The following is a 26,206-nucleotide window of genomic DNA, read 5'->3' as shown; positions in this document are numbered from 1 at the left end:
GGCGGCAAGAATGGCGAGACCGGCAGGATCAGGTCAATAAGGTGTTTCCGTCGCTCGATAGGGATTTCCTATCAAAAACCAGCTCCGCAGCGCGCTGCCGCGCCTCATGAAGAAGCGCTGAAACCAGTGGCGTGTGCGGTTCGCGGTAAGTCGCAATCAAGCCCACAAGATGCTCGGCATCGGGCTCGATAATCGGGATCATTTTTATCTGTTTTGGAAAACCAAATGATTCCGCGATGTTACGCGGCATTATTGAAGCCCATTGTCCGGTTCGAATATGGGAAAAAAGCACGATCATCGAATTGGATTCGAGCGTTGGCTTCACCTCTACACCCGCTTCCGCCATGTGCTTGTTGATGATACGGCGGTTCTGCATGTCCGAAGTCAATAGGCATAGCCTAAGACCGGCAACCTGCCTCCAGGTAACGCTTTCCTGATCGGCCAAAGGTGTTCCGGCCGCTGCAATCAGGTGATATCGCTCCGAATAAAGCGGCACTGTCGTCACCCGCCCCAGCGGCTCATTGTCTAAATAGGTGATTCCCGCGTCGATCTCGAGATTTTCGATCTGGCCCAAAACCTGAAGCGAGGTGCGTGACGTCACCGAAAAGGTCACGGCGGGATGGCGCGCCTGAAACGGCTCCGTCAATCGCGGCACCATGGCAAGCGCGGTGGGAATGACCGCAAGGCGGATATGGCCGGCCAGACCCTTGCGGGCGGCGCGCATTTCCTCGCGCATGGTGCGCGTATCGGCAACGATGCGGCGCGCCCATTCCAGAACGCGCTGGCCTTCAGGTGTCAGCCCCTGATAACGGGCGGCGCGCACCACCAGAACAACACCCAGCTGATCCTCCAGTTGGCGGATCGCCGCCGAGAGACTTGGCTGCGAAATGCCGCATTCCTCCGCTGCCCGCCCGAAATGCTCCGCGCGCGCCAATGCGATGAAAAATTCCAGCTTGTCGATCATGCGTCCTCCCATGACACGTGTCGCTGCGCGCGACAGCACGCAACCGGACACTAGTGCCTGACGGGCCTTGTCGCAAATCCGGTGGCAGCAGGAGACTGCCGGAGCGCGGAGACACAGGCTGGACTTCCTTGCAACACTTGCCGCAACCATGCGTTATAACAGCGACAAGGATCAGGATAGCGGGGGAAGCATGGACGCGATCGCAGAGGTTCCGAAGATCAACCGGCTGGTATTGCAGAATCTGATCGCCGGGCTGAGCGACGGATTGATCCTGCTCGAAAAGGACGGAACGATTGCCTGGGCAAACAGCGCGGCACTTCGTATGCACCGGATCGAGGCGCTCGTGGATCTCGGAGAGGATGCCGCGGCCTACCGGCGAAATTTCACGCTTCGTTACCGCAATAACCATCTGCTCGAAGAGGGACAATATCCGCTCGAGCGTCTTCTGGCCGGCGATGATTTCGACGACGTTACGGTGGAAGTGTCACCGAGCGGCAATGAGGAGGAGTGCTGGGTCCACACGATGCGTGGCCTTGTTCTTGAGGACGCGGGCGCCAGGCCCGACGTCCTCGTCCTCATCATCCGGGATGAAACACCCCGTTTTGAGGCCGAAGCGCGCTTTGAAAGCGCCTTTAACGCCAATCCCGCCCCGGGCCTGATCTGCCGGCTGGAAGACGAGCGTTTCATCCGCGTCAATCAGGGTTTTCTTGAAATGACCGGCTTCACGCGTGAGGACATTATCGGTGTGAGCGTCGAGGAGCTTGGACTGTTTTCCGAATGCGACGCCGGCGAGGACGCGCTGAAGCGACTGCATGAGGGCAAGATCATCCGCCAGCGGGAGGCGCTCATCCCCATACCGGGAGGCGACAGGCTGGTGATCGTCGCTGGCGAAACCATCGCGGTTGCCGAAGAGCCCTGCATGCTCTTCACCTTCGCCGATCTTGACGGGCGCCGCAGAGCGCAGAACGCTCTGCGCCAGAGCGAGGAACGGTTCTTCAAATCTTTCCGCCTTTCGCCCGCACCCGCTGCCGTTTCGCGGCTGGAGGACTTCGTGCTGACTGAAGTCAACGACGCCTTCCTGCAATTATGTGGCCGCAAGGAGCCGGAGGTAGTGGGAAAAACCGCCGGCGAACTGCGGCTGTGGGAAGATGTGGCGGCACGCAGGGATATCGAGAAACGGCTGAAGGACAACATCCCCATCCGCAACGAAAACATGCGCATGAAGCTGAGCGATGGCGGCACAGCCGAATGCATCGTTTCCGCCGAACGCGCCGAGATCAACGACCAGCAATGCGTCATCTGGGCGATACAGGACGTGACCGAGCGCAGACGCTCGGAAAATGAACTGATCGAGGCAATCGAAAGCGTGATGACCGATACATCATGGTTCAGCAGAACCGTCGTCGAAAGGCTGGCGGGACTGCGCCAGAACGCGCGCAGCGCGACGCCATCCGCATCGCTGAAGGACCTGACGGATCGCGAGGAGGAAATCCTGTCGCTGATCTGCGACGGGTGCAGCGACAGGGAAATGAGCGACAGGCTTCATCTTTCCAAGCACACCATCCGGAATCATATCGCGTCGCTTTATGGCAAGATCGGCGTGAACCGCCGTACCGCCGCGGTTATCTGGGCACGCGAACGGGGCTTTTCCGGCCGCAGGGAAAAATAGCGGCCTGCTTTTGCGAAAATAGGTCACTTTATACCAGTTCAACTAGTAGAAAATGCTCTGCTTCCGGCCAATGCGCCGCACTACCTTCCCATCATGCCGTTGTCAGCAGCGACATGATCCAACGGTGGAAGGAGTACATCATGGACAAAAACCGCATCGAAGGCATTGCCCGCCAGGCAAAGGGCACCATCAAGGAAGCAACCGGGAAAATCACCGGCAATGGGCGACTTGAGGCGGAAGGCAAGGCCGAAAAGGTTGCCGGCCACGCACAGGAGAAGTTCGGCCGGGCGAAAGACGCCATCACCAAAGCATTGAAGTGATCCGTCGATGTTCAAGGCCGGAGGTTTCACGATGATGCTTTCATGGGCCGCAAACACGGCACCGGGCTGCAATCCACAGGAGATCAGCCTTTGCGCCGCGTTGCAGGCACTGATTGCCTATGCGGACGGGCAGGAAAACAGCTGCATCTCCGTCAGTTCCTCTGATGGGTGCATCGTCCTCACGGGCGAAGTTGAAACCCTCTCTGCCTTCGAACGTGCGGTCATCATTGCCGAGTGTTTCGCATCACGACCCATCATCGCCGATCTGGCGATCCGCCAGCGGTCGTCGACCAGGCTGGACGCGGCCTCCCCGCATCTCCACCTCGCTAACAACAACAGGAGTGATAAACAATGAAGAAGTTCGTTCTCGCAACCGCCATCGCAACCCTGGCACTTGCCCCGCTCGCCTCGGCCGAAACCAGACACAACTCGAAACGCGCGCCTGAAGCCGTCCAGAAGGAACGTGTCGGCACCTTGTCCTGCGAAATCGCCGGCGGGGTCGGACTTGTGATCGGTTCCAGCAAAAACGTCGATTGCCAGTTTCGCCAGCGCTCCGGCAAAACCGAGCGCTACACAGGCACAATCGGCAAGCTCGGCCTCGATATCGGCGTGACGGGCAAGACCTATATGAGCTGGATCGTGTTCAATACCGCCGCAAGCCGCATCGGCGACGGTGCGCTTGGGGGTGAGTATGTCGGCGCTTCCGCTGCAGCCTCTGTCGGCATTGGTATTGGCGCAAACGCCCTGATCGGCGGCAATGCCAAGAATTTCGCACTTCAGCCGATCAGCGCCGAGGTTGGCACGGGTGTAAACATTGCAGCGGGCGTATCACGTCTGCAATTGAAGCACGCCCGCTAATTCAGGTCGCAAACAGCGCGGTTTCGGGCATCCAATTTGCCCGAAACCAGATGCCGTCTCCCGGCTCAGGCAACCAGCATGGCTTCCTTGATGCGTGGATAATCATAGGCATTGACCTTCGAAGTGCTGTAACCCGCTCCCACCAGCGCCTCGGCGAGTTTCACCGCTGCCGTAACCCCATCGATAACAGGCACGCCGGTTGCGTCGCGCAGCCTGTCGCACAGAGCCGACATGCCGGCGCATCCCAGGATGATCGCTTCTGCCGCATCCTCCTTTTTGGCCGCTTCGATCTCGCGGATCAGCATCAATTCGGCGGCGTGCGGGTCTTCCTCGAGACCAAGCACCGGCAGATTGATGGCACGAACCTTGCGGCAATGCCGCTCCGCCCCATAGTTGCCGACAAGGTCCTCGATGATGGGGATCGAACGCGGCAGGGTGGTGATGATGGAAAATCGGCGACTGATCGTCATGGCCACCTGCACGGCGGCCTGGCAGATGCCGATGACCGGCCCGCGCGCCACTTCGCGGGCAGCATGCAGCCCCGGATCGTCAAAGCAGGCGATGACATAGGCGTTAACGCCGAGCTGTTCACCCTTGCGGATCTCCTGCAGCAGGCCCGGAACAGCCAGCGCCTCATCCGCCCCGCCTTCGATACTGACGGACGTATCGAGAGGATTTGCAGCGGAAATTTTCGTGTCCATGTGTTTGACGCGCAAGGCGCTGTCGAGCGCCTGCGCCGTCATCGAGGCCGTAGAGTTGGGGTTGATCAGGCGAATATGCATCGGGGTAAGCCTTTCAGGACCTTCACGCGCCGTCTGGCTTGATGAAGTCGGTAATCGCCGGCGCCTTGAGGACGAACTGGCGGTCCGAAGTAATGTAATTGTCGGCGTGAAGGCGCGCGATCGGCTGATAGCGGTCCGGATCGACATAACGCCCCTCTTCATCGAGGCAATCCTTGTGCACATGCATGTGCACGACTTCGCCCAGAACCAGTGTGCGGCGCGGATAATCGATCAGACGCTCCACCCGGCACTCGAAAGCACAGGGCGATTCCGCCGCAAAGCTTGCATCGATCTTGCTGCACGGGGTCGCGGTCAGCCGCGCCATGGAAAGCTCGTCCACCTCGCTGTCGAAACCGAGGCCGCAAACGAGCATTTGTTCCGACAGAGCCATATCGACCATGTTGATGACGAATTCGCCGGTTCGGCGAATATTGACCATCGTATCCTTCTCCTCCCCCGTCACACGCGGCTGAATACCGAGGACGACGATCGGCGGATCATGCGAGAAAACGTTGAAAAAGCTCATCGGCGCCGCGTTGTTGTGGCCGGCGGCCGAACGCGTCGTGACAAGCGCTATCGGCCGTGGACCGATAAAATTCGTCAGCAGACGATAACGGCTTTGTGGTTCGAGCGCGGTGAAGTCGAATTCCATGACAACTACCCTGTTTATGGTACACAATATTATTTCAGATTGTTGACAATCTTGCAACCAAAACTCTGTTGAAACGGTTGACTTTTTCCACCGCATCACGCTTCTCTACCCACAATGGAGAGTGAACCCGATGACCGAACAAAACGGCCAGTCCACGCAGCAAATTGTCGAGAAAGTCTGGCTGTCGATCGCTGAACGGCGGCTGCGCCCGGGCGTGCAGCTGAAGGAAGAGCAGCTCGCCACCATTTTCGGCGTCAGCCGCGCGCGCATCCGCCAGGCGCTTTCCGTGCTGGAGCGTGACGGGCTCGTCACCATCGTTCCCAATCGCGGCGCCTTCGTTTCCAAACCCTCGGTCGAAGAGGCAAGGGACGTGTTCTTCGTGCGCCGCACCGTGGAACAATGTGTCGTTGAGCGGCTGTGCAAATCCGCCACCAAGACCGATCTGAAACGGCTTCGCGACCATGTCGAGAAGGAGCGCGTGGCCAATGCTCACAATATCACAACCGACATCATCAAGCTTTCCGGCGGCTTCCACCTGCTGCTTGCGGAAACGGTCGGTTCCGATTTCCTGTTCACCACCATGCGAGACCTCATTTCGCGTTCCTCCCTCATCACCGCTGTTTACCGCAACACGGACCGATTCAACTGCGGGCCCGACGAACATGCGGAAATTGTCGACGCGATTGCCAATAACGACCCGGCGAGAGCCACGCATCTGATGACCCATCACCTGGAACATGTGGAAGCGGAGCTCGATCTCAGCGAAATCCGCGACCTTTCCCATGATCTGCGGGCTGCACTCGCCTGACCCTGCGGGTCAGGCGCGCTCCCGCTCCTGCGTCAGCACCTCTTCATCCTCCACCAGATGGCATGCAACGCGTGTGCCGACGGCAAGCGTGCGCACCTGCGGCACTTCCGCCGAACAGCGCGCCGTTGCAAGCGGGCAGCGCGGATGGAACGTGCACCCCGAGGGTGGCCTGAGCGGGCTTGGGACTTCACCTGCCACCAGTTCCCGGTCGCGGCGCGGCGCCTCGATATTGGGAATGGTCTGCAACAAAAGCTGCGTATAGGGGTGACGCGGGCGGGCGAATAGCTCCTCCGTATCGCCCTCCTCCACGATGCGACCGAGATACATCACCGCGATACGGTCCGACATGTGGCGAACCACACTCATATCATGGCTGATGAAGAGATAAGTCAGTCCCAGCTCATCCTGAAGCCGCCGCATCAGGTTCAGTACCTGTGCCTGCACCGATACATCAAGTGCAGATGTCGGCTCGTCGCAGACGAGAAACTCCGGTTCGCTTGCCAGGGCGCGGGCAATCGAAATGCGCTGGCGCTGACCGCCGGAAAATTCATGCGGGAATTTCTCGCCATCGGAAGCGGAAAGGCCGACGGTTCGCAGCAGTTCCTCCACCCGCTCCATTGTCTCTGCACGGGTGGCGCGCAGTTTCAGCTCGCGGATCGGCTCTGCGATGATGTTCTTCACCCGCCAGCGCGGATTGAGCGAAGCATAGGGATCCTGAAAGATCATCTGCGCCGAAAGCGGCGCGTCCTTCCGCCCTTTGGCAAAGCGGAAGTCACCGGCGCTTGGACGGAACAGCCCTGTCACCAGCCGCGCGACCGTGGACTTGCCGCAGCCGCTTTCGCCGACAATGCTGAGACATCCACCGGCTGGCACCGTGAAGTCGATGTCGTTGACGGCCTGCACGAATTGACGGGGCTTGCGCTCGATGACGCGGTTGAGCCACGGGGCGGAAACATCGAAGGTCTTGGTCAGACCCTTCACCGTCAGTGCAGGTGTTTTTGTCACCGGGGTTTTCATGCTGTTCCTCCTGCATTCATCCAGCAGGCGCTTGCGCTGTCGCCCTGCGTTTCCAGTTCCGGGCGCTCGCGAAGACAGCGGGGGCCGGCAAAGCCACAGCGCGGATTGAAGGCGCAGCCCGGGGGGATCGCATCGAGACGCGGCATCGCCCCGTCGATCTGGTTGAGCCGCTCCACGCGCGCGCCGAGCGAGGGGATGGAGGCCATCAGGCCCTGCGTATAGGGATGTTTCGGCGCATGCAGAACCTGCTCGACCGGCCCGACCTCGATCAGCCTGCCGGCATAAAGCACGGCGACGCGATCGGCGGCTTCGGCGATGACGCCCATATCATGCGTGACCAGCATGACGGCCGTCTGCTTCTCCTTGCACAGCCTGCGCAGCAGCGCGATGATCTGCGCCTGAATGGATACGTCAAGCGCCGTGGTCGGCTCGTCGGCAATGATGAGCTTCGGCGAAGCCGCCAGCGCCAATGCGATGACGACACGCTGGCGCATGCCGCCGGAGAACTGATGCGGATAATGATCGACACGATCTTCCGGAGACGGAATGCCGACATCTTTCAAGAGTTGAACCGCCCGCCCCCGCGCTTCTTTTTTGGAGAGCGGCAGATGCTGGCGGATCGTTTCGAGCAGCTGCGCGCCAACCGTAAAGAGGGGATTGAGCGAGGTGAGCGGATCCTGAAAGATCGCACCAATCTCGCGGCCGCGAATGCTCTCCATCGCCCTGTCGTCCAACTTGTCAATACGCCGCGATCCCAGCCATATCTCACCCTCGGCGATGCGGCCGGGCTTTTCCAGCAAGCCCTGTATCGCAAGCCCGGTCATGGATTTTCCGGCACCGGATTCTCCCACCACACCGAGGATTTCGCCGGGGCGGATCGACAGGCTGACATCCGAAAGCGCCGTCACCGTGCCTCTTCGCCCCGGAAACTCGACTTTCAGATTGCGAACATCGATAACCGACTGGTTCATGTTATCCATTGGCGTCCACCTCCACCGGGTAGCTCGGGGGAAAGATTTCCGAAACGGGCGGATTGGCCCAGCTTCGTTCGGGATATTTCGCGATCAGCCCGTCGAACTGCGCCTGCGCCTGAACGCGGGCGCGCTCCATGTCGATATTCGCGACCTGCCTTGAGCGCATCGACAGCCGGCCATCAACGAAGACCGCACGCGTGATCTTGCCAGAGCCGCCGGTAATGATGGTCGTGATGGGATCGACGCTCGGAGCCATGACCGTATCATCGAGATCGAAGACCGCGATATCGGCGCGGGCACCCTTTGAGAGATGTCCGAGATCGGATCGGCCCAGCGCCCTTGCGCCACCGATCGTGGCGGCGTCAAACAGATCGGCCGAGCGAACCCTGTCGGGAACGCCGTCGCTGATGCGGCAGGTGATGAGCCCGACCAGAAGGTTCATCAGCATGTCGGCCGGTGCCGTGTCCGTACCCATCGCGATGTTGATGCCACGCTGCCGGCACGACGAAAACGACGACAGCTTGCTGCCGCCTCTGGCCGACACCAGCGGACAGTGGACGATGGAAACGCCATTTTCAGCGTAAAGCGCCAGATCCTCGTCGGTCGCATTGGTGGCGTGCGGCGCGACAAGGCGGTCACTGAGCAAGCCCGCCTTGGCCAGCCACACAGGCGCAGTCGAGCCATGAAGGCTGCGGACGGTATCCACCTCCATCGTGCCCTGCGCCATATGCAGACGAAACTTGCAGCCAAGATCGCGAGCCGCCGCATCGGTTCTTTGCAACAGGGCGAGTGTCGATGTCTCGACCCGATCTGGTGCGAGCATGCCGCGCACGAGATCTCCATGGCGTCCGCTCTGTCTTTCGATGAAGGACACCGCATCCTTCAGCCCCTGAAAGCCGCGCTCCTCGTCAAATACAGGCACCATGCGTCCCGGCTCTTCCAGCACCATGCCGCCGGAGCGGTATGCGGGGCTGAGATAGACGCGCAGGCCGAGTTCGCCGGCAGCATCGGCCGCAGCCTCGAATTCGGCGGCGGTTTCGCCCCATTGCCGGTAAAACAGGGAAGCGATGGGCGCTGCCGTGGTAATGCCGCCCAGAAGCAGCTGACCGAAAGCGAAACGCTTCTGGAAGGCCAGCTCCTCCACGGAATACATCTCGTAGGGACCCGCCTCGACATAGGATCGCGGCCAGACCCGGCCCTTGGCCCAGCCGGGGTAATGATCGATCCCCAGGATCGTCGTATCGAGATCGGAAAGCGCGTCGAGATCGATCAGGCCAGGGCTGATGAGGGCATTGCCGAAATCGACGCGACGGGCGACCTCGCCTTCAAAGCCGTGCCCTACGAACAGAATCTCACCGTTCTCGAAGACCACCTCGCCGTTTTTCAAGAGCCGATGCGATCCATCCTTGTGTCCGACAACCCAGCTTGCGGTAAGCAGCGTGCGACCGGACGGACGTTCGCCAAGTGCGAGAGATTGCAAGGCAGCGCTCATCACGGCGCCTCCACGATGGCTTTGCCGTTTCTGGCGGTGACGCGGCCGCCTTTGACGACGAGCGGCCGGGGCGCGATATCGACCACGGCATGGGCGAGCGTTTCGCCCGTAAGCAACGTGAAGTCTGCGGCGCAGCCTTCCTTGAGGCCATAATCGCCAAGCCCCATGACATCGGCGCCGCCCTGCGAGACCACATGCAGCACATGGGCAAGTTCTATATCCGACCGCAGGCCATTCTTCATGCCGATGATCTTTGCCCGGTCGAGCATATCCGGCTGGCCCCATGGCCCCCAGGTATCACGAATGCCATCGCAACCGCCGCCGACGCGCACACCCGCCTCCTTCAGGCGCATGATCGACGGCACGTTTGCCGAAGGCGCACCTGTCGTCAGGATCGCCACGTCGAGCTTTGCAATCTCTTCGATCAGCTTGCCGACCCGCAGGTAATCATTCATTCCAAGGGCAAAGGCATGGCTGATCGCGACCTTGCCTTGCATGCCATTGGCCCGGATACGCTCGAAGATCAGCTCCATGGTGAAGGCACCGAGATCGGCGGCCTCATGCAGATGGATGTCGATCGGCACGCCGTGCTTGACCGCAAGCGCAAAGAGAATATCCAGCTGGCCTTTCGGATCGCGGTCGATGCCGCAGGGATCGATACCGCCAAGCACTTCGCAGCCCTGTTTCAAGGCTTCGTCCAGAAGTTCCACGGTGCCGGGCATGACCATGACGCCGGATTGCGGGAAGGCGACGACTTCGATGTCGATGATGCCCTTCAGCTTCTCGCGGGTCTCCCAGATACCTTCCACGAGCGTCAGGCCATGGGTCGGGTCGATATCCACGTGGCTGCGAATATGCGTGCCGCCATTTGCCGCAAGGCCGATGGCGTGTCGCATGGACTGGCGGTGCGGATCGATGCCGATCTGTGTCCGGTTATCGCGTTCAAAGTCGATCCGCTGGCGCAGGATCGCCGCGCGATTATTAACATGCCAGGGCATGCCCCATGTCGTCTTGTCGAGGTGGGTATGGGCATCGATAAGGCCGGGAACGGCAATCGCGCCATTCCCCTCCTCGACCGGCATGCCCGGTTCGGCCTCGAATTTTCCGAAACCGGCTATCTTTCCCTGCCTGATCAGAACGTCGCAGGTATCGCCCGCCATGGGCCTGATGTTGCGGAGCAGAAGATCATGCATGGAACTCACCTCAGTTTCGGATTGAGCGCATCGCGCAGCCAGTCACCCAGAAGGTTGACGGTGACGACGAGCAGACAGAGCTGGAAAACGGGAAACAATACGATCCACCACGAACCCGAGAACAGGAACTGATTGCCGATGCGGATCAGCGTTCCGAGTGAAGGCTGGCTGGGCGGCATGCCGATGCCAAGGAAGGACAGCGTCGCTTCGGTCAGGATCGCCATGCCGAAATTGAGCGTGGCGGCAACCATGATCGGTGTGAGCGTATTGGGCAGGATATGGTTTGCCATGATACGGCGGGCGGGAACGCCGATGAGCTTGGCCGCCTGCACATAATCCTTGCCGGTTTCGACGATGGCCTGGGCGCGCACGGTGCGGGCATATTGCACCCAGGCGGAAAGAGCGATGGCGAAAATGAGCACGGCGGATGCGCCCACCTCACGCAGACTGTCCGGCAACATCTGCCGCACGACCGTCGAGACGAGGATGGCCACCAGAATTGTCGGGATGGAGAGCGTGATGTCGCCGATCCGCATCAGGAGATTGTCGGCAAAGCCACCGAAGTAACCGGCAATCAATCCCGCGGTCATGCCGATGACAAGCGACAGCGCCACGGAAGCGACGCCGATGACGATCGATATGCGCGTGCCGTAGAGAATGGCGGAGAGCATGTCCCGCCCCTGCGTATCGGTGCCGAGCAGATAGGGCCATTCGCCGCCCTCCTGCCAAACCGGCGGCAGCTCGGCCTTCCACATGTCCAGCGAAGCGCCGTCATAGGGGTTCTGGGGGGCGATCAATGGCGCGAATATGGCAGCAAGGATCAGGATTGCGAGGACCAGCGCACTGATCTTCGCCGATTTGCTGCGACTGAAGGACCAGTAGAGATCGCTGTCGCGCAGGCGGCTGAAAATCGACCGACGGGCGGGTTTTACCATTTGTGGAAGGTCTGTCATGGAACCGGCTCCCTTCGGTTAACGCGCGGTGCGCAGACGCGGATCGATCACCGCATAGGCAATGTCGACGAACGTGTTGAGAACAACGAAGATGAAGGAAATGATGCAGAGATAGGCCGCCATGACGGGAATATCGAGAAACGTCACCGCCTGTATGAACAGCATGCCCATGCCCGGCCACTGGAACACCGTTTCCGTAATCAGTGCGAAGGCGATGAGCGAGCCGACATTCATCGTCGTCAGCGTCACAACAGGCATAAGACAGTTGCGAAGCGCATGGCGGAAATAGATGCGCCAGCGGGGAATGCCGCGGGCACGCGCGAATTTCACGAAATCGGATCGCAGCACCTCCAGCATCTCGGCGCGAACCAGACGCATGACGAGCGTGATCTGATAAAGCGAAAGCGCAATGGCCGGCAAAATGATGGCCGCACGACCGGAGGAGGTCAGCAACCCGGTGGACCACCAGCCGATCTGCACCACATCTCCGCGACCGAAGGCCGGCGCCCAGCCGAGCGACACCGAAAAGACGAGAATGAGCAGGATGCCGACGACGAAACTCGGCAGGGAAACGCCGACGATCGACAGGAACTGCAGGCCCTCCGTATACCATTTACCACGTCTGATCGCCGTCAGCACCCCGAGCGGCAGGCCGACGACCAGCGACAGGACGGTGGCGACAAGAACAAGCTCCAGCGTTGCCGGAAACCTCTCCGCTATCAGCGGCAGCACCTGCTGGCCGTTGCGATAGGAAACGCCGAAATTGCCTTCTGCCGCATCTTTGACAAACCGCAGATATTGCGTCGGCAGACTGTCATTGAGGCCGAGGCGCTCACGCAGGGCCGCCCGATCCTCCTGCGAGGTCTGTTCGCCGACCATCAGTTCAACGGGATCACCCGCGAGCCGGAAAATGAGAAATGCGATAAGCGCGACGGAAAGCATGACGAGCACGGCATTTCCCAAACGCTTGATGATGAAAACCAGCATGGTTACCTCTCGGATCAGAACCCGCGCCACAAGGCCTGTCAGGTTCGACCATTCTCTTGCAGAGACAGGGCAGAGCTTTCGCAACGATGCGATGCCTCGCGCATGAGCCTGTCACATTGTCGACAATTGCACCGGCGGAGGATCGCATTTCGGCCTTCCCTGTCCCTGGGGATCACGGTTTGAACGGCTGAGGCGACTGCGCCGGAAAGGCTGGAAAGGCGTTCGGCGACTGGCCGACGCCCTTCCTGCATCCTGCATTATTTGTCGAGCTGTGTCAGCCAGTGACGCGGCTTGTTATCGGCACGGAAATCGACGCTCTTGACCTTTCCGAGCATGGCCCAAGCAATGGGCTGCTGATGCAGCGGAACAAGCATGGTTTCATCCTTGGCGATCTTCAATGCAGCTTCTTCAAGCGCCAGACGTTTGGTGTTGTCCTGCTCCTGCGCCGCCTGATCGACCAGCTTGTCGATTTCGGGGTTCGACCAGCCGCCATAATTGGAGACACCCATCGCACCCTTGCGGGTCGACAGTATCTGCGACAGGAACGAGAAGGCATCGAGCGTCGGCTCGTTCGCCCAGCTGAGGTTGAAGACATCCGCCTTGCCGCCATTGCGCTTGGGCGACTGCACGGAGCGCGGGGCAATGTCGATCGTCGGCTGGAAACCGCCGCGCTTCAGCATGTTGGCGACACCGGAGCAGATATCTTCCTCATTGATGCTTTCGTCGTTCATGCAGGTATAGGTGAAAGCAAGGTTCTTCATGCCTGCATCGGCAAGCAGCTTTTGTGCTTTTGCCGGATCGGCGGGTTCATAGGTATCGAGCGACTTGGCATAACCGGCGATTTCAGGCGCGATGAGCGAGCCGGAAGGTCTTGCAAGGCCGCGCATGACCTTCTTGTTGATGAGATCGCGATCAAGCGAGGCCTCGAATGCCTGACGCACACGCAGGTCATTAAACGGGTTGGGCTTGCCGTCTTCCAGCTTTTCGCGACGGTTGAAACCGATGAACAGCGTGCGCAGTTCGGTGCGCTTCTTCACCGTGATATTGGCCGAGGTTTCGAGCCGCGGCAAATCCTGGATCGGCGCGGAATCGATCAGGTCGATTTCGCCGGAAAGCAGCGCTGCAACACGGGTCGCGGCAGAGGCGATCGGTACAAATTCAATACGGTCGAGATTGTGCTTCTTCTGATCCCACCAGCCATCATTGGCGACGAGAACCGTCTTGCTATCGGGCACACGGCTTTCGAGCCTGAACGGCCCGGTGCCATTGGTGTGCATCGTCGTATAACCGTCGACCTTGGAGGCAAAATCGGTCGGCTTCTCGCTATTGTTATCCTTCAACCACTTGGCATTGAAGATGAAGATATTGGTAATGTCGTTCAGGAAAAGCGAGGTCGGCGCGGTGACGTCGAGATCGACAGTGTAGTCATCGACCTTCTTCACGCCGGCAAAGACCGGAATATTGCCGCGCAATGGCGAGGTGGCATCGGAAGCGCGCGTGAAGGACGCAACAACATCGTCAGCGGTGAAATCCGAGCCGTCATGGAACTTCACACCCTTGCGCAGGGTGAAACGCCAGGTCTTTCCATCAACGAGCTTCCACTCCGTCGCCAGCGCCGGCTCGATCTTGAAGTCCGGCCCGTAACGGACGAGCCCTTCATAGATGTGATTGAGGAACGCAAGGTTGGAGGTGGAAGGCACCGAATACGGATCGAGCGAATAAAGATCGGCGCGGCTACCCCAGCGTAGGGTCTCTGCGCTTGCGGGAGCGGCAATGGCGGCGGCGGCCATGGCGGCCAGGACAAAACTTCTAATTCGGGACATTTGATCCCCCCTTTTTATAGGTCGTTGGAAAGCCGGCTGGCGGCTGAGCAAGGGGAGTATTGTTTTGCACGGGCTTATTGTCAATAATATTGTTGACAATTATCGTATTCAAAATTGTGAAATTCTGGATACCGACTGCAAACATATGGGAGAAGGCGAATGGGAAATTATCTGCTGCTGCATGGCACGATCGTCACCGTGGATCGCGAAAGACGGATTATCGAGGATGGCGGCCTTGCCATTCAGGATGATCGTATCGTTGACATCGGCCCGGCCGGGGAACTCGCTTCACGCCACCCCGGCAAGCAGATCATAGACTGCCGGGGCAAACTCATCATTCCCGGCCTGATCGATGCGCATGGCCATGCCGGGCATGCGCTCATCCGCAGCATTGCCGCCGATACCAATGCCATGTGGATGAAGGTCGTGACACCGACCTATTATCACTACGTCACCCGCGATTACTGGTACGCCGACGGCCTGGTCTCCGGCATCGAGCGGTTACGCGCCGGCGTGACGACCGGCGCCAGCATCATCACCTCGATGCCGCGCGCCGACGATCCCCTCTTCGCTATCAACCATGCACGCGCCTATGAGGAGATCGGCCTTCGCGAAATCATCTGTGTCGGCCCTTCCGGCCTGCCATGGCCGCACCCCGTCACCCGATGGGAAAGCGGTTCGCCGGAGCGCCGTCATATCAGCTTCGAAGAGATGATCGAAGGCAGCGAGGCAACCATCGAGGCCCTGAACGGCACGGCGGATGGCCGCATCAGCGTTTTCCTCACACCTTTCACCATCGTTCCGTCAGTGGAGCCCTCCAATGCCTCGACACCCGATCAGTCGGTGAAACTGACGGAAAATGACCGGATGCAGGCGCGCCGGATCCGCGAAACGGCACGAAAGACCGGCGTCAGGCTACATTCGGACGCTTTTGCGGGCCAGATTCGCATGGCGTTTCAGGACAAGGAAAATGCGCTGCTTGGCCCTGATATCCATCTTCAGCATTGCTGGGGCATCTCGCATGACGAGATCGACATTCTGGCCGAAACGGGAACTCGCGTTACCCACGCCCCGCCCGGTCGGGCGACGCCAATCATGGAAATGATGTCGAAAGGCATTCGCGTTGCCATCACCACCGACGGCGCGGCCCCCAGCCGTCATTTCGACATGTTGCAGACGGCACGTCTGGCGCAATTCACCCAGCACCTGCTGCACAACCATGATCGTTACCTGCTGCCGCCCGGCAAGATATTCGAAATGATCACCATCGACGCCGCCCATGCCATCGGCATGGAAAACGAGATCGGCTCGCTGGAGATCGGCAAAAAGGCCGATGTCGTCATCATCGACATGCGCAAACCGCATCTGATGCCGATGTGGATGCCGGTGCACCGGCTGGTGCATCAGGTGCTGGGCAGCGATGTCGATACCGTCTTCGTGGATGGCAGGATGTTGATGGAAAACGGCCGGGTTCTGACAACCGACGTTGATGCAGCACTTAACTTCGGCCAGCGAGAAGCGCTGGCACTCGCCGCCCGTGCCGGTCTTGAAGCGCATATGCACGATCCGGGTTGGGGCCGCCTGTTGCGGACCTTCGAAGAACCTGTCCACCCTCCCCGGCCACCGGAGCCGGCGGCCCATGGGCAACAGGGCGGTACTGACCAAGAAGAGGGCAATGGGCCGGCATTCTTCCGATAGCGGAAGTGAATTGCCGGAGACCTTGTACAGAAACAAAAACTCCCCGGCCTGGAGGGGTCCGGGGAGCAAACCTGACATCATGTCAGGAACTTTGACTGGAGCTAGTGACTCACCCGTTCGGAAACGGGGTGGATCTGAGTTGTCTAACCCGGTTATGCTTTTTTATTGCGCTCTATTAGAACGAACGCTGCAGGCGAACGAAACCGGTCCACTGGTCGCCAGCACCGCTGCCGACGCCGCTACGAACGCGCTCATCGCCGTCAACGCTCTGGTAGTTAACCGAAACGAGCGTGGAAAGGCCGGAAGTGATCTTGTAGCCAACAGCTACACCAGCGCGCCATGCATCGCGGTTGCCAACGAAGTCGCCATCGGTGCCGATGTCCAGCGTACGGAAGTACTGAACGCCGGGGGTGATGGTCAGCTTGTCGGTTGCCTTGACTGCGTATTCAGCAGCAACAGACCACTCGGACTCTTCGTAGTACGCGTTGGCACCAGAAGCCCATACGCCGGCGAGGCCGAACGTACCAGGACCGACTTCAGCCGTTACGATAGCACGGATAGCACCGTTTTCAGCGTCGGTGTCGTAACCGCCAAGCAGGTTAGCCTTAACGCCGCCGAACTTTGCACCGATGATGGCGCTGACGCCAACATTGTTGTCGCCCTGGCGGTTGAGGCTCGTCCAGTTGTTCTGGTTGACGCCGAGGTTGTTGCGCTGAATGGTCGTTCCGCTGATCGAGTTGCCAGCGATAACGCCTTCGAGTTCTTCAACTGCAACACCAGCGTAGAAAGAGCCAGCGTCGTAGGTGTAACGGATGGCGTTCAGGCGGGTCTGGTTGGAGCTGAGGTTGTCGACTTCACCAGAGAGACCGTCATCCCACCAGTTGTAGTAGAAACCGACCTTCAGGCCGCTGAGTTCGATGAAAGCCTGGTCGAGAACGACGCCACGGCTGCTGTCGTTGTTGGCTTGGCCGCGGAAGCCGAAGTAACCGCGCAGAGCGCCGAGCTCGGTGTCCGAACGGGTATCAACGTTGAACTGAGCGCGCGTGAACGTGTTCCAGTCAGACGTGCCGGACTGGTCACGACCGAAGTCGGTCTGGAAACGGATGTAACCGTCGAACTTCAGGCAGGTTTCGGTGCCGGGGATGTAGAAGAAGCCGGTGCCGAAAGCGTCGCAAACGCGAACGTATTCCATGGCTTCCGGCTCGGCAGCGACGATTGCGTCAGCGGCCTGTGCGCCGGATACTGCTGCGAGAGCCGCAGCGGAGCCGATAAGAAGGCTCTTGATGTTCATTTTTAATCTCCAGTCAAAAATTTTTCAACGAATGCGCAAATTTGAGGGCTGGTCTTTCCCTGCCGCCCGCTTCCCTGCGCTGACTGAGCAAATGACAGAAAGTGCGGGAGACTCGCAATTCAAATCGGCGGATTACAAATACAATAAAAGTACACAATTGGATTAAGTAGTAAAATTACAACAAATCAATAGTTTAAAATATAATAATTTCATGTTTTATTTTAAAATAACATCATTTATTACTTAATAGAAATAATCGAATACAATTGTTTTATTTATTATGAAATAAAAATGCTCTCCACCACGAAAGACGGTTGCCCGGCATCCTGACCCGGAACAATCACAAAGACGTTTGAGATTATTGTAATAAAAAGGCGTGCGGACCCTACCGGAGCCTTTCCGGCGTCGCTCAGATCAGGCCAGTCAAAACAGGGCCACCAAGTGGGGTTTATTGCAGATCGCCGGCAGGGCCCGTCGGGAATGTCGTCATCTTCGCCAGCATGTCTTCAATCACGTCCGCCTGCACCGGGCGACTGAAATAATAACCCTGCCCGTAGGGGCAGCCGGCGGCGCGCAAAAACGCCGCCTGTTCGCCGGTCTCCACTCCCTCGGCAATGACATCGATATCCAGAGATCCAGCAAGCTGAATCATGATCGAGACGATGGCGCTGTCCTTGGTTTTTTCCGGCAGGTGGGTGAGGAACGAGCGGTCTATCTTCATGCAGGACAGGGGAAAGGTCTTGAGCATGCCGAGGCAGGAATAACCGATGCCGAAATCGTCCAGCGAGAGGCTGACGCCCATCTGCTTGATGGAGCGCATGATCCGCACCGATGTTTCGACATCCTGAATGATAAGCGTCTCGGTGATTTCGATTTCGAGCAGCGAGGGCGAAAGACCGGTTTCCTTCAGCACCGACTGTATCTGCTCCACAAGTCCGCCCTGAAACTGCCGGGGTGAGATATTGACCGCCATTTTGATGGGCGACAGGCCGGCCACGATCCAAGCCTGCGCCTGCTGGCATGCCTTTTTCAGAATGCTTTCCCCAAGCTCCACAATGAGGCCGGTTTCCTCGGCAAGACCGATGAATTCCGACGGAGCCAGCAGACCTTCCACCGGATGCTGCCAGCGCACCAGCGCCTCCACCCCGCTGATGCGGCCGGTGAGAAGATCAACCTGCGGCTGGAAATGCAGAACAAACTCATCCCGCTCCACAGCCTTGCGCAATTCCTCGATGCGGGTGAACTTCTTTCTCAGATCGTCCGCCATGCGCGGTGTGAAAGTGGCGATGCCATTCCGGCCATTATGTTTGGCCTCATACATGGCAAGGTCGGCGGCAGCGACGATTTCCGCCGTGGTCTCCCCGTGCTCGGGAAAAAACGCCATGCCGATGCTGCAGGTGACCTTGATATCGTAATTGCCGATGCGCAGCGGCTGCGAAACCGCCGCCTGAATACGCTGCAGACGGTTTTCGAAACTGTCTTTCTGCTTTTCCAGAATGACGACGAATTCGTCGCCGCCCACCCGCAGCACGAGATCGTTGCGGCTGAGGCTATGAGCGATGCGCTCCGCCGTTTTCGAAAGTAGCGCGTCGCCAACGCTGTGACCAAGCGTATCATTGATCTGCTTGAAATTATCGAGATCGAGAAAACCGATGCCGACCTTCCGTTTTGCCTTTGCCGCCACCGCCAATATTTCCGGTAGCCGCGTATCGAGAAAACGGCGATTAGGTAGCCGGGTCAGCATGTCGTGATCGGCTAGAAAGGCTATATGCTCCGCGGCACGTTTCCGGTCGATCGCCAGCCCCGCCATGCGGGCGGCAGCCCCGATGAACTCTACCAGCGCCGCATCCGGCTGGCGGCCCGCCAGCACGCACCAGACAAAACCATGCGCCTTGCCCTCGCTGGCGGGAATATCGAAACTGAAAGCCGTGCTGTCGGCCGGATAGATAAGGCTCCCGGGATCGTTGACTGTGGAAATGCGCGCCGTCAGACCCTCATGCGGCATCAGCGCCGGAGAGACATAAACGGAAGGTTCGCCCGCCGCCGCCTCGAACACCCTGACAGCGCAGGCAAGCCCGGTGGCAAGATTTTCAATGGCCTTGACGAATTCGTCGAGAAAATCTTCGATCCGCGCCGCCGCGACAATCATTTCCAGAATACGCGCCTGTGCCTGAAGCAGTCTTTCCGAGGCCTTTTTCTGGGTTATGTCCCTGGAAGCGCCAACCACGCCAATGATCTTGCCGGCCTCATCCTTCAAGGGCACACGCGACATCATCAACCAACGGTCGATATCGCCGCGCATGGCGGGTTCCTCATAGCCAAGATCAGGCTCTCCGGTGCGCATCACCCGCGCTTCGGTATCGGGAATGCCGGCCCGCTGCGCCGCATCTCCGTGAATGTCGCCGTCGGTGAGCCCGATCAGTTCTTCGACACTTTCAAAGCCGTTTTCCGTAACGATGGCGCGGTTGGCAAAAAGAAAACGACCCTCCAGATCCTTGGCATAGATGAAATCCGGCACATGATTGATCATCGCTTCCAGAAGCACATGCCGGTCGGAGGTATTGGGGTTTTCAGTCGTTGCAGGAGAGGCAGATGGCGCTACGCCGCGCTTGGTTCGCGACATCCGGTTCTGCACGGGTGTCTTCGGGCCTTTGGAACGCACCTCTCCGCCTCATCGCTTTATAAGGAAGCAGAATAGTAGGATTATACATATTATATAAATATGAACGACAGGCCGAGATTACCGGCGAATGACTGCCTTTTACATGCTAAATCAGGAACAGCCGACAGCACGAATCGAAACGGCGCGGATAAAAGCCGCGCCGTCGGATTACAGGCTCAGATAGAGGTATGTCAGACCACCGGGGTCGGCAGTTCCTTGCCCGCAAAATGCGCGTCAAGATTGGCAAGAACGAGATCGGCCATGGCGCGTCGCGTCTGGTGCGTGCCGCTGCCGACATGCGGGGCAAGCGTGACGGTGTCGAAGGCGAAAAGCGCTTCCGGCACATGCGGCTCATCCTCGAAGACGTCGAGGGCCGCACCACCGATCGTGCCGTTTGACAGCGCCTCGACCAGCGCCTTTTCATCCACCAGCGAACCGCGTGCCACGTTGACAAGCACGCCCTGCGGCCCAAGTGCCTTCAGCACATCGGCATTGACGATATGGCGCGTTTCGGCGGTGGCGGCGGCGGCGATGATCAGCACGTCGCAATTGGCGGCCAGCGCCTCTATGCTGTCGTGATAGTCATAGGCGACGTCGCGACGGTTTCTGGCGGTATAGGAAATCCGCGCATCAAAACCTTCGAGCCTCTTTGCAATTGCCTGACCGATGCGGCCGAGGCCGAAAATGCCGTAACGACGGCCAGCCACACGGGTGGAAAGCCCCATATCGCCCTTCAGCCATTGACCGGTACGCACATGCTGGTCGGCCTGCGGCAGCTTGCGCGCCTGCGCCAGAACGAGGCCAAGCGCAAGATCGGCGACATCAGCCGTCAGCACGTCAGGCGTGTTGGAGACACGGAAACCGCGTTGTTTCGCGTCAGTCAGATCGACTTTGTCGAAACCGACACCGTTGATGGCGACGATTTCAAGATTGGGAAGTGCGGCGCCGATATCCGCCGGCAGGCCGATATGGCCGCCGGTGACGACGCCGCGGATCGCGGCGCCCTTTTCAGCAAGGAACGCCGCCTTGCCCGAAGCTTCGAACAGGCGATGCACGGTGAAACGCTGCGCGAGTTCTTCTTCCAGTGCCGGAATGAGCGGGCACAGTTGCACGATTTCAGTGGTCATGGACTTTCCTTTGCGCCGGTGAATTACTTCACATCGGCCTTGACGAATTGCCGGAGTTCCGGCGTTTGCGGATTGGCGAAAAGTTCCGAAGAACGGCCCTGCTCCCAGATCTTGCCCTTGTGCATGAAGATGGTTTCAGTCGCCACGCGGCGCGCAAAGGCCATTTCATGGGTAACGAGGATCATGGTCATGCCGCCTTTGGCGAGGTTTTCCATGACGGTCAGCACTTCCTCGGTCAATTCGGGGTCGAGCGCCGAGGTCACCTCGTCGAACAACATCACCTTCGGTCGCATGGCGAGCGAGCGGGCAATTGCCACGCGCTGCTGCTGGCCGCCGGACAGCTGGTCGGGATAGGAATCGAATTTCTCCGACAGGCCGACGAGTTGCAGGACCTCGCGGGCGATATCCTTTGTTTCCGATTTCGCCACATCCTTGACGATGCGCGGCGCGAGCATGATGTTTTCGCCGACCGTCAAATGCGGGAAGAGATTGTAGCTCTGGAACACGATGCCGACATCGGTGCGCAGCTTGCGCAGCGCCTTGGCATCTTCGCCAATGGCATGACCGGCAATTTCGATGCGGCCCGAATTGATCTTCTCCAACCCATTCATGCAGCGCAACAGCGTGCTCTTGCCCGAGCCAGAGCGGCCGATGAGGGCGAAGACTTCACCACGGCCGACCGAAAGCGAAACGCCTTTCAGGACTTCCAGAGCGCCAAAGCTCTTGTGAACGTTTTCAACGATTACTTCCGGCATGAAGCCTCCTTTCCAGCCAACGCGACAGCTGGGACAACGGGTAGCAGACGATGAAATAAAGCACGGCCACCGCGACAAAGACGCGGAACGGCTGGAACGTGGCATTGTTGATGAGCTGCCCCGCTCTCGCCAGTTCGACGAAACCGATGATCGATGCGATGGACGTATTCTTGACGACCTGGACGGCGAAACCGACGGTCGGCGGCAGGGAAATGCGGATCGCCTGCGGCAGGATGACGTAGCGATATTGCTGGGCGCGGGTCAACGCCAGCGATTCCGATGCTTCCCATTGCTGCTTCGGCACCGCCTGGATGCAGCCGCGCCAGATTTCGGCAAGATAACCTGATGTATAGATGGTCATCGACGCGCCGGCGGCGATCAAAGGCGGCAGTTCCAGTCCGGCAAGGCTGAGGCCGTAATAGGACAGGAACAGGATCATCAGCACCGGAATGCCCTGGATGACCTGGATATAGGTGCCGGCGGCAATGCGCAGCAGCTTGTTATCCGAGGTGCGGGCAAGAGCGATGAAAAAGCCGACGATGCCACCGCCGATAAGCGCAATGATCGTCAAAAGCACGGTCCATTGCAGGGCGGTCAGCAGGAAACCGAATTCGTTCCAGCCGAAAGTTCGAAGAGTCATGACTGCACCTCCGGCATAGCGGTCATCGTCTTGCGAGCCACGCGGCGGCCAAACAGCCACATGCCGATAAGGGCAAGGATGAGCCGCAGGCTGAGCGCCAGCGCAAGATAGATGAGCGTGACGACGATATAGACTTCGAAGGAGCGATAGGTCTGCGATTCCACGAAGGCTGCGGCAGCCGCAAGCTCATGGGTGGAAATGGCCGAGCATATGCTCGACGCCAGCATCATCAGCACGAACTGGCTGCACAGCGAGGGATAGACCTTGGCGATGGCAGGCACGATGATGACGTGGCGATAGATCTGGTATCTGGTGAAGCCCAGCGCCTCGCCTGCCTCGATCTGCGACTTGTGCACAGCCTCGATGCCGGCGCGGATGATTTCCGTCGAATAGGCCGCAAGATTGATCGTCATGCCGATCAGCGCCGCCGTATCCGCCCCTACCCTGAAGCCGAGGCCCGGCAGGCCGAAATAGACGATGAACAGCTGCACAAGAAACGGCGTATTGCGGATCACCTCCACATAGGCGTCCACGATGATGCGGACAATGCCGCCATTGATGGACCGCAGCGAGGCCAAAAGAATGCCGAAAGCGCAGCCGAGCACGATGGACAGGACAGACAGCTTGATCGTCAGCCATATGCCGTTCAGAATTTCATTCTGATATTGGGCGAGCGCGCCGAATTGAAAAGTATAGGACATGCGTCACTCCGTTGACATTTCCCGGTCCGCCGGAATTTTCCTCCGGCGGACGCGTTGAAAGGCTCAATCAGAAGCTTGGCAATTGCGGCAGCGGACGGCCGGTCCACTTCACCGAGATACGGTCGAGATCACCCGACATCTTCATGAGGTAGATGGAGGTGTTCAGCCACTGGCGCAGCTCGAAATCCTCAAGCTTCGTCGCCATGGAATTGCCCTGTTGGAAGAAGGTGAAACCAACCTGCAGACCAGCCTCCGGGCGCTGCTTGATGATCGCTTCGCCAACCGTGGACGGCAGTGCGACGGCATCCACCTGACCGGCAAGCAAAGCCTGCGCGCTGGTGGAATCGTCTTCGTAAACGACGATTTCGAGACCTTCGACATTGGCCTTGCGCAGCGCTGTTTCCTGCGAGGAACCACGATTGACCGAGACGCGCTTGCCCTTGAGGCTGTCGAGATTTTCGAACTTCTGGTCCTTGCCGGAGATGATGTCCATGTTGAAGGCGCTGTAGGGCTGCGTGAACATCACGGTCTTGGCGCGTTCACCGGTCGGTGCGAGCGTCGCGACAAGGAAATCGACCTTGCCGGTCTGAAGTGCCGGAATGCGGGCGGGCGGCGTCAGCGGCACCAGCTCCACCGGCAGCGACAGGTAAGAACCGATAAGATTGGCGACATCGACGTCGTAACCGGAAGGATTGCCCTTCTCGTCCACCATGCCCATTGGCGGAGCGCCGGTGAGAACACCGATCTTGACCTTGCCGCGCGCCGTGATCTCGCTGAGCGAGACGGCATGGGCGGATGTGGTTGCGGCGAGCGTTGCTGCTGCAACACCGACGGCAACGGTCATGTTTTTCAGAAATCTTGAAATGCTCATGGTTTCTCCTCCAACCTTATAGTGGCTGTTCGACAGGAACAGCGGCCTTGCGCAAAGGACAAAATGTTCTCGATAACATTCTGTCGCGATTGACTAAAAACTCCTCCCAAGGGGACGCGAAGATCAAAAACAGCTGGAATTTCCAATGAAATTCAATGTTTTCGGCTGGTTATCGATTTTCCTCTGTTCGACACCATTTCACGTTCTTGGCAGGATCAATAATGCATGTTATCGGTATCATTGCAAGTCCGATCTACAGAACTGTTTTGGTCGGCATTCATTCGGGAGGGAAACATGTACACACGCTCGGCAATTTTCGAAGGCAGGATTCACCCCGGCCGGGAGGAGGAGTTTTTCCGCATCGTCGAGGAGAAATTGCTGCCCGTCTGGAAACGCATGCCGAATGCGCAGGCCGTGCGGGTGATGCGCACCGAGCGCACCGATCCGGACGCGGCTGCGATCATCATGGTGCAGGAAATCGACTATCCGTCGATGGAGGCGGTGGAGGAAGCGCTGGTTTCCCCCGTCCGGCTGGAAGGCCGGGTGCTGACGGACGAGATGATGAGCATGTGCGACGGCCGTTTTTACCATCTGGTCTATAGCCGCGTCGCATAAATCCGGTGCACGCCGCATCGATCTGCAATCATACGGCGTGCTTTCCCTTGATATCTTCGTGTATGTCTTGTCCTGAACCGGTTCGAATTTAGGGAGACATGCTTTGGTGGAGCGCACGCCCTTGGCCACAGCGTTAGTCACGTCAAAAAAAGCAACCATGAGCGACGTCTCGAAACTCGCGGGCGTCTCCAAGATGACCGTTTCGCGGGTGCTGGCCGATCCTGCCCTGGTGTCGGAAGACACACGCCAGAAGGTGATGAAGGCGATAGAGAAGCTTGGTTATGTGCCAGACCGGATCGCCGGTTCGCTCTCTTCCCGGCGCACCAATTTCATCACCGCCATCCTGCCGACGCTCACCAACTCCAACTTCGCCGACAGCGCCCAGGGGCTCGCCAAGGCGCTGCGCGCGGCCGATTACCAGTTGCTGATCGGTTATACGATGTATGATCTGCAGGAAGAGGAGCGCGTCATCCGCACCATGATGGAGCGGCGTCCCGACGCGATTGTCGTTGCCGGCACCGTACATACCAAGATGGCGAGCGAAGTTCTGATGCGCGCCGGCATTCCGATCGTGGAAATCTGGGATGTTCCGGAACATCCGATCGACCACGCGGTTGGTTTCTCCAACTACGAAGTGGGAAGAAACGCCGCCAAATATCTGATATCGCTTGGTTTAAAGCGCATAGGCGCACTCGGCTCCCGGGCTGATGGCGCTGTGAACGACTGGCGCGGCGAAAGCCGCCTTGTCGGGTTTGCGGCGGCACTGCGCGAAGCCGGCATTCCCGACGATCTGATCATCCGGGAAGGCAGCGCGCCTGTCTCCTACGATCACGGGGCAAAGACGCTCGGCTCGTTGCTCGCGAAGGCGCCCGATGTCGAAGGCATTTTCGCGGTCTCCGATATTTCCGCCGTTGGCGCACTGATGGAATGTCATCGCCGCGGCATTCCCGTGCCGGATCAGGTGTCGATTCTCGGTTTCGGCGATTTCGATATCAGCCGCCAATGTTACCCCGCGATTTCAACGATCCGCGTCGATGCCCAGATGATCGGCCGCAAGGCGGGCGAATTGCTGCTTTCGATATTGGAGCCGGAAAAGGATGCCGCTGTTCCCGAAGGGGCGCGGGTGGATGTCGGTTTCGAGCTGATCGTGCGGGAGACGACGAAGCGGTTGAGCCTGTGAGCGCCTAGCCCTATTGGAACGAGCGGATGCCGCTTGTTTCTTCTCCCCGCCGGGGAGAAGTCCGCGGCAGCGGGATGAGGGGGCGAGCTCTCCGAAATCCGGCAACGTCGCCCCCTCATCCGACCCTTCGGGCCACCTTCTCCCCGGCGGGGAGAAGAAACTCGCCGAATCGCT

General features: G+C 59.1%; 25 protein-coding genes. 8 read left to right on the top strand and 17 right to left on the bottom strand.

Going from position 1 to position 26,206, the window contains the following annotated elements; all coding sequences use genetic code 11:
• Positions 1–28: 28 nt before the first annotated feature.
• Complete coding sequence (locus tag CFBP6623_RS24225; RefSeq protein WP_080843084.1) at positions 29–964, bottom strand: LysR family transcriptional regulator; 936 nt, start codon at positions 962–964, stop codon at positions 29–31.
• 190 nt (positions 965–1,154) lie between these two features.
• On the opposite strand from CFBP6623_RS24225, the gene CFBP6623_RS24220 reads away from it, so the two are divergent.
• The 4 genes from CFBP6623_RS24220 to CFBP6623_RS24205 all read left to right on the top strand — a co-directional run bounded on the left by CFBP6623_RS24220 (position 1,155) and on the right by CFBP6623_RS24205 (position 3,811).
• The gene (locus CFBP6623_RS24220; RefSeq protein WP_080843271.1) at positions 1,155–2,633 is read left to right on the top strand and encodes a helix-turn-helix transcriptional regulator; all 1,479 of its coding nucleotides are present in this window, start codon (positions 1,155–1,157) and stop codon (positions 2,631–2,633) included.
• A gap of 140 nt (positions 2,634–2,773) precedes the next feature.
• Complete coding sequence (locus CFBP6623_RS24215; protein ID WP_080843083.1) at positions 2,774–2,953, top strand: CsbD family protein; 180 nt, start codon at positions 2,774–2,776, stop codon at positions 2,951–2,953.
• A 7-nt stretch (positions 2,954–2,960) separates the two neighbouring features.
• A complete protein-coding gene (locus CFBP6623_RS24210; RefSeq protein WP_080843082.1) occupies positions 2,961–3,308 on the top strand; it encodes a BON domain-containing protein in 348 nt (115 codons plus the stop codon).
• Positions 3,305–3,811 carry a DUF992 domain-containing protein gene (locus CFBP6623_RS24205; RefSeq protein WP_052820557.1) on the top strand — a complete coding sequence of 169 codons (507 nt, stop codon included), beginning with the start codon at positions 3,305–3,307 and terminating at the stop codon, positions 3,809–3,811. Before CFBP6623_RS24210 ends, CFBP6623_RS24205 begins: the two co-directional genes overlap by 4 nt.
• A 65-nt stretch (positions 3,812–3,876) precedes the next feature.
• Here CFBP6623_RS24205 and CFBP6623_RS24200 read toward each other — a convergent pair whose 3' ends face one another.
• Both CFBP6623_RS24200 and CFBP6623_RS24195 read right to left on the bottom strand, forming a co-directional pair.
• The gene (locus CFBP6623_RS24200; protein ID WP_080843081.1) at positions 3,877–4,593 is read right to left on the bottom strand and encodes an aspartate/glutamate racemase family protein; all 717 of its coding nucleotides are present in this window, start codon (positions 4,591–4,593) and stop codon (positions 3,877–3,879) included.
• A 22-nt stretch (positions 4,594–4,615) separates the two neighbouring features.
• Positions 4,616–5,245: a flavin reductase family protein gene (locus CFBP6623_RS24195; RefSeq protein WP_046801239.1), complete on the bottom strand. Its 630-nt coding sequence runs from the start codon at positions 5,243–5,245 to the stop codon at positions 4,616–4,618.
• 130 nt (positions 5,246–5,375) lie between these two features.
• Between CFBP6623_RS24195 and CFBP6623_RS24190 the strand changes: the two genes are divergently transcribed.
• Positions 5,376–6,053, top strand: coding sequence for a GntR family transcriptional regulator (locus CFBP6623_RS24190; RefSeq protein WP_046801238.1), 678 nt, complete (start codon positions 5,376–5,378; stop codon positions 6,051–6,053).
• Between the two features lie 9 nt (positions 6,054–6,062).
• Here CFBP6623_RS24190 and CFBP6623_RS24185 read toward each other — a convergent pair whose 3' ends face one another.
• The 7 genes from CFBP6623_RS24185 to CFBP6623_RS24155 all read right to left on the bottom strand — a co-directional run bounded on the left by CFBP6623_RS24185 (position 6,063) and on the right by CFBP6623_RS24155 (position 14,492).
• A complete protein-coding gene (locus CFBP6623_RS24185; protein WP_080843080.1) occupies positions 6,063–7,070 on the bottom strand; it encodes an ABC transporter ATP-binding protein in 1,008 nt (335 codons plus the stop codon).
• Positions 7,067–8,050: an ABC transporter ATP-binding protein gene (locus tag CFBP6623_RS24180; protein WP_137002587.1), complete on the bottom strand. Its 984-nt coding sequence runs from the start codon at positions 8,048–8,050 to the stop codon at positions 7,067–7,069. The genes CFBP6623_RS24185 and CFBP6623_RS24180 overlap by 4 nt, the downstream gene beginning before the upstream one ends.
• A complete protein-coding gene (locus CFBP6623_RS24175) occupies positions 8,043–9,536 on the bottom strand; it encodes an amidohydrolase family protein (RefSeq protein ID WP_080843079.1) in 1,494 nt (497 codons plus the stop codon). Before CFBP6623_RS24175 ends, CFBP6623_RS24180 begins: the two co-directional genes overlap by 8 nt.
• A complete protein-coding gene (locus CFBP6623_RS24170) occupies positions 9,536–10,729 on the bottom strand; it encodes an amidohydrolase family protein (protein ID WP_080843078.1) in 1,194 nt (397 codons plus the stop codon). The genes CFBP6623_RS24175 and CFBP6623_RS24170 overlap by 1 nt, the downstream gene beginning before the upstream one ends.
• Positions 10,730–10,734: 5 nt before the next feature.
• Positions 10,735–11,682, bottom strand: a complete 948-nt coding sequence (locus CFBP6623_RS24165) for an ABC transporter permease (protein ID WP_080843077.1) — start codon at positions 11,680–11,682, stop codon at positions 10,735–10,737.
• An 18-nt stretch (positions 11,683–11,700) separates the two neighbouring features.
• Positions 11,701–12,669, bottom strand: a complete 969-nt coding sequence (locus CFBP6623_RS24160) for an ABC transporter permease (protein WP_046801232.1) — start codon at positions 12,667–12,669, stop codon at positions 11,701–11,703.
• A gap of 257 nt (positions 12,670–12,926) precedes the next feature.
• On the bottom strand, positions 12,927–14,492 hold the full coding sequence (locus CFBP6623_RS24155) for an ABC transporter substrate-binding protein (RefSeq protein WP_052820550.1): 1,566 nt from the start codon (positions 14,490–14,492) through the stop codon (positions 12,927–12,929).
• A gap of 159 nt (positions 14,493–14,651) precedes the next feature.
• Between CFBP6623_RS24155 and CFBP6623_RS24150 the strand changes: the two genes are divergently transcribed.
• Complete coding sequence (locus CFBP6623_RS24150) at positions 14,652–16,190, top strand: amidohydrolase family protein (RefSeq protein ID WP_080843076.1); 1,539 nt, start codon at positions 14,652–14,654, stop codon at positions 16,188–16,190.
• A 175-nt stretch (positions 16,191–16,365) separates the two neighbouring features.
• On the opposite strand, the gene CFBP6623_RS24145 is transcribed toward CFBP6623_RS24150, so the two are convergent.
• The 7 genes from CFBP6623_RS24145 to CFBP6623_RS24115 all read right to left on the bottom strand — a co-directional run bounded on the left by CFBP6623_RS24145 (position 16,366) and on the right by CFBP6623_RS24115 (position 24,237).
• Entirely contained in the window at positions 16,366–17,481 is a 1,116-nt protein-coding gene (locus CFBP6623_RS24145) for a porin (RefSeq protein ID WP_080843075.1), read from the bottom strand.
• Between the two features lie 448 nt (positions 17,482–17,929).
• Entirely contained in the window at positions 17,930–20,104 is a 2,175-nt protein-coding gene (locus CFBP6623_RS24140) for a putative bifunctional diguanylate cyclase/phosphodiesterase (RefSeq protein WP_080843074.1), read from the bottom strand.
• Between the two features lie 230 nt (positions 20,105–20,334).
• A complete protein-coding gene (locus CFBP6623_RS24135) occupies positions 20,335–21,270 on the bottom strand; it encodes a 2-hydroxyacid dehydrogenase (RefSeq protein WP_080843073.1) in 936 nt (311 codons plus the stop codon).
• Positions 21,271–21,293: 23 nt separating this feature from the next.
• Complete coding sequence (locus CFBP6623_RS24130; RefSeq protein WP_046801226.1) at positions 21,294–22,025, bottom strand: amino acid ABC transporter ATP-binding protein; 732 nt, start codon at positions 22,023–22,025, stop codon at positions 21,294–21,296.
• A complete protein-coding gene (locus CFBP6623_RS24125; RefSeq protein ID WP_003499527.1) occupies positions 22,006–22,665 on the bottom strand; it encodes an amino acid ABC transporter permease in 660 nt (219 codons plus the stop codon). Before CFBP6623_RS24125 ends, CFBP6623_RS24130 begins: the two co-directional genes overlap by 20 nt.
• A complete protein-coding gene (locus CFBP6623_RS24120) occupies positions 22,662–23,366 on the bottom strand; it encodes an amino acid ABC transporter permease (protein WP_003499524.1) in 705 nt (234 codons plus the stop codon). The genes CFBP6623_RS24125 and CFBP6623_RS24120 overlap by 4 nt, the downstream gene beginning before the upstream one ends.
• A gap of 67 nt (positions 23,367–23,433) precedes the next feature.
• Positions 23,434–24,237 (bottom strand): transporter substrate-binding domain-containing protein, encoded by an 804-nt coding sequence (locus CFBP6623_RS24115; protein WP_046801225.1) that lies wholly within the window; start codon positions 24,235–24,237, stop codon positions 23,434–23,436.
• Between the two features lie 294 nt (positions 24,238–24,531).
• Between CFBP6623_RS24115 and CFBP6623_RS24110 the strand changes: the two genes are divergently transcribed.
• Both CFBP6623_RS24110 and CFBP6623_RS24105 read left to right on the top strand, forming a co-directional pair.
• The gene (locus CFBP6623_RS24110; protein ID WP_046801224.1) at positions 24,532–24,852 is read left to right on the top strand and encodes a hypothetical protein; all 321 of its coding nucleotides are present in this window, start codon (positions 24,532–24,534) and stop codon (positions 24,850–24,852) included.
• Between the two features lie 157 nt (positions 24,853–25,009).
• The gene (locus CFBP6623_RS24105; protein WP_080843072.1) at positions 25,010–26,032 is read left to right on the top strand and encodes a LacI family DNA-binding transcriptional regulator; all 1,023 of its coding nucleotides are present in this window, start codon (positions 25,010–25,012) and stop codon (positions 26,030–26,032) included.
• The last annotated feature ends 174 nt before the right edge of the window (positions 26,033–26,206 follow it).

The organism is Agrobacterium tumefaciens (assembly GCF_005221385.1).
Taxonomy (GTDB): Bacteria; Pseudomonadota; Alphaproteobacteria; order Rhizobiales; family Rhizobiaceae; genus Agrobacterium; species Agrobacterium tomkonis.
This window is presented reverse-complemented; position numbering and strand designations above follow the sequence as displayed.

Bases quoted from the DNA above. Each gene is read 5' to 3' on its own strand.
- CFBP6623_RS24195 (WP_046801239.1), bottom strand. From the start codon at position 5,245: ATGGAATTCGACTTCACCGCGCTCGAACCACAAAGCCGTTATCGTCTG.
- CFBP6623_RS24185 (WP_080843080.1), bottom strand. From the start codon at position 7,070: ATGAAAACCCCGGTGACAAAAACACCTGCACTGACGGTGAAGGGTCTG.
- CFBP6623_RS24190 (WP_046801238.1), top strand. From the start codon at position 5,376: ATGACCGAACAAAACGGCCAGTCCACGCAGCAAATTGTCGAGAAAGTC.
- CFBP6623_RS24200 (WP_080843081.1), bottom strand. From the start codon at position 4,593: ATGCATATTCGCCTGATCAACCCCAACTCTACGGCCTCGATGACGGCG.
- CFBP6623_RS24115 (WP_046801225.1), bottom strand. From the start codon at position 24,237: ATGAGCATTTCAAGATTTCTGAAAAACATGACCGTTGCCGTCGGTGTT.
- CFBP6623_RS24125 (WP_003499527.1), bottom strand. From the start codon at position 22,665: ATGACTCTTCGAACTTTCGGCTGGAACGAATTCGGTTTCCTGCTGACC.
- CFBP6623_RS24130 (WP_046801226.1), bottom strand. From the start codon at position 22,025: ATGCCGGAAGTAATCGTTGAAAACGTTCACAAGAGCTTTGGCGCTCTG.
- CFBP6623_RS24170 (WP_080843078.1), bottom strand. From the start codon at position 10,729: ATGCATGATCTTCTGCTCCGCAACATCAGGCCCATGGCGGGCGATACC.
- CFBP6623_RS24145 (WP_080843075.1), bottom strand. From the start codon at position 17,481: ATGAACATCAAGAGCCTTCTTATCGGCTCCGCTGCGGCTCTCGCAGCA.
- CFBP6623_RS24155 (WP_052820550.1), bottom strand. From the start codon at position 14,492: ATGTCCCGAATTAGAAGTTTTGTCCTGGCCGCCATGGCCGCCGCCGCC.
- CFBP6623_RS24215 (WP_080843083.1), top strand. From the start codon at position 2,774: ATGGACAAAAACCGCATCGAAGGCATTGCCCGCCAGGCAAAGGGCACC.
- CFBP6623_RS24180 (WP_137002587.1), bottom strand. From the start codon at position 8,050: ATGGATAACATGAACCAGTCGGTTATCGATGTTCGCAATCTGAAAGTC.
- CFBP6623_RS24225 (WP_080843084.1), bottom strand. From the start codon at position 964: ATGATCGACAAGCTGGAATTTTTCATCGCATTGGCGCGCGCGGAGCAT.
- CFBP6623_RS24135 (WP_080843073.1), bottom strand. From the start codon at position 21,270: ATGACCACTGAAATCGTGCAACTGTGCCCGCTCATTCCGGCACTGGAA.
- CFBP6623_RS24175 (WP_080843079.1), bottom strand. From the start codon at position 9,536: ATGAGCGCTGCCTTGCAATCTCTCGCACTTGGCGAACGTCCGTCCGGT.
- CFBP6623_RS24105 (WP_080843072.1), top strand. From the start codon at position 25,010: ATGAGCGACGTCTCGAAACTCGCGGGCGTCTCCAAGATGACCGTTTCG.
- CFBP6623_RS24110 (WP_046801224.1), top strand. From the start codon at position 24,532: ATGTACACACGCTCGGCAATTTTCGAAGGCAGGATTCACCCCGGCCGG.
- CFBP6623_RS24220 (WP_080843271.1), top strand. From the start codon at position 1,155: ATGGACGCGATCGCAGAGGTTCCGAAGATCAACCGGCTGGTATTGCAG.
- CFBP6623_RS24120 (WP_003499524.1), bottom strand. From the start codon at position 23,366: ATGTCCTATACTTTTCAATTCGGCGCGCTCGCCCAATATCAGAATGAA.
- CFBP6623_RS24210 (WP_080843082.1), top strand. From the start codon at position 2,961: ATGTTCAAGGCCGGAGGTTTCACGATGATGCTTTCATGGGCCGCAAAC.
- CFBP6623_RS24165 (WP_080843077.1), bottom strand. From the start codon at position 11,682: ATGACAGACCTTCCACAAATGGTAAAACCCGCCCGTCGGTCGATTTTC.
- CFBP6623_RS24140 (WP_080843074.1), bottom strand. From the start codon at position 20,104: ATGTCGCGAACCAAGCGCGGCGTAGCGCCATCTGCCTCTCCTGCAACG.
- CFBP6623_RS24160 (WP_046801232.1), bottom strand. From the start codon at position 12,669: ATGCTGGTTTTCATCATCAAGCGTTTGGGAAATGCCGTGCTCGTCATG.
- CFBP6623_RS24150 (WP_080843076.1), top strand. From the start codon at position 14,652: ATGGGAAATTATCTGCTGCTGCATGGCACGATCGTCACCGTGGATCGC.
- CFBP6623_RS24205 (WP_052820557.1), top strand. From the start codon at position 3,305: ATGAAGAAGTTCGTTCTCGCAACCGCCATCGCAACCCTGGCACTTGCC.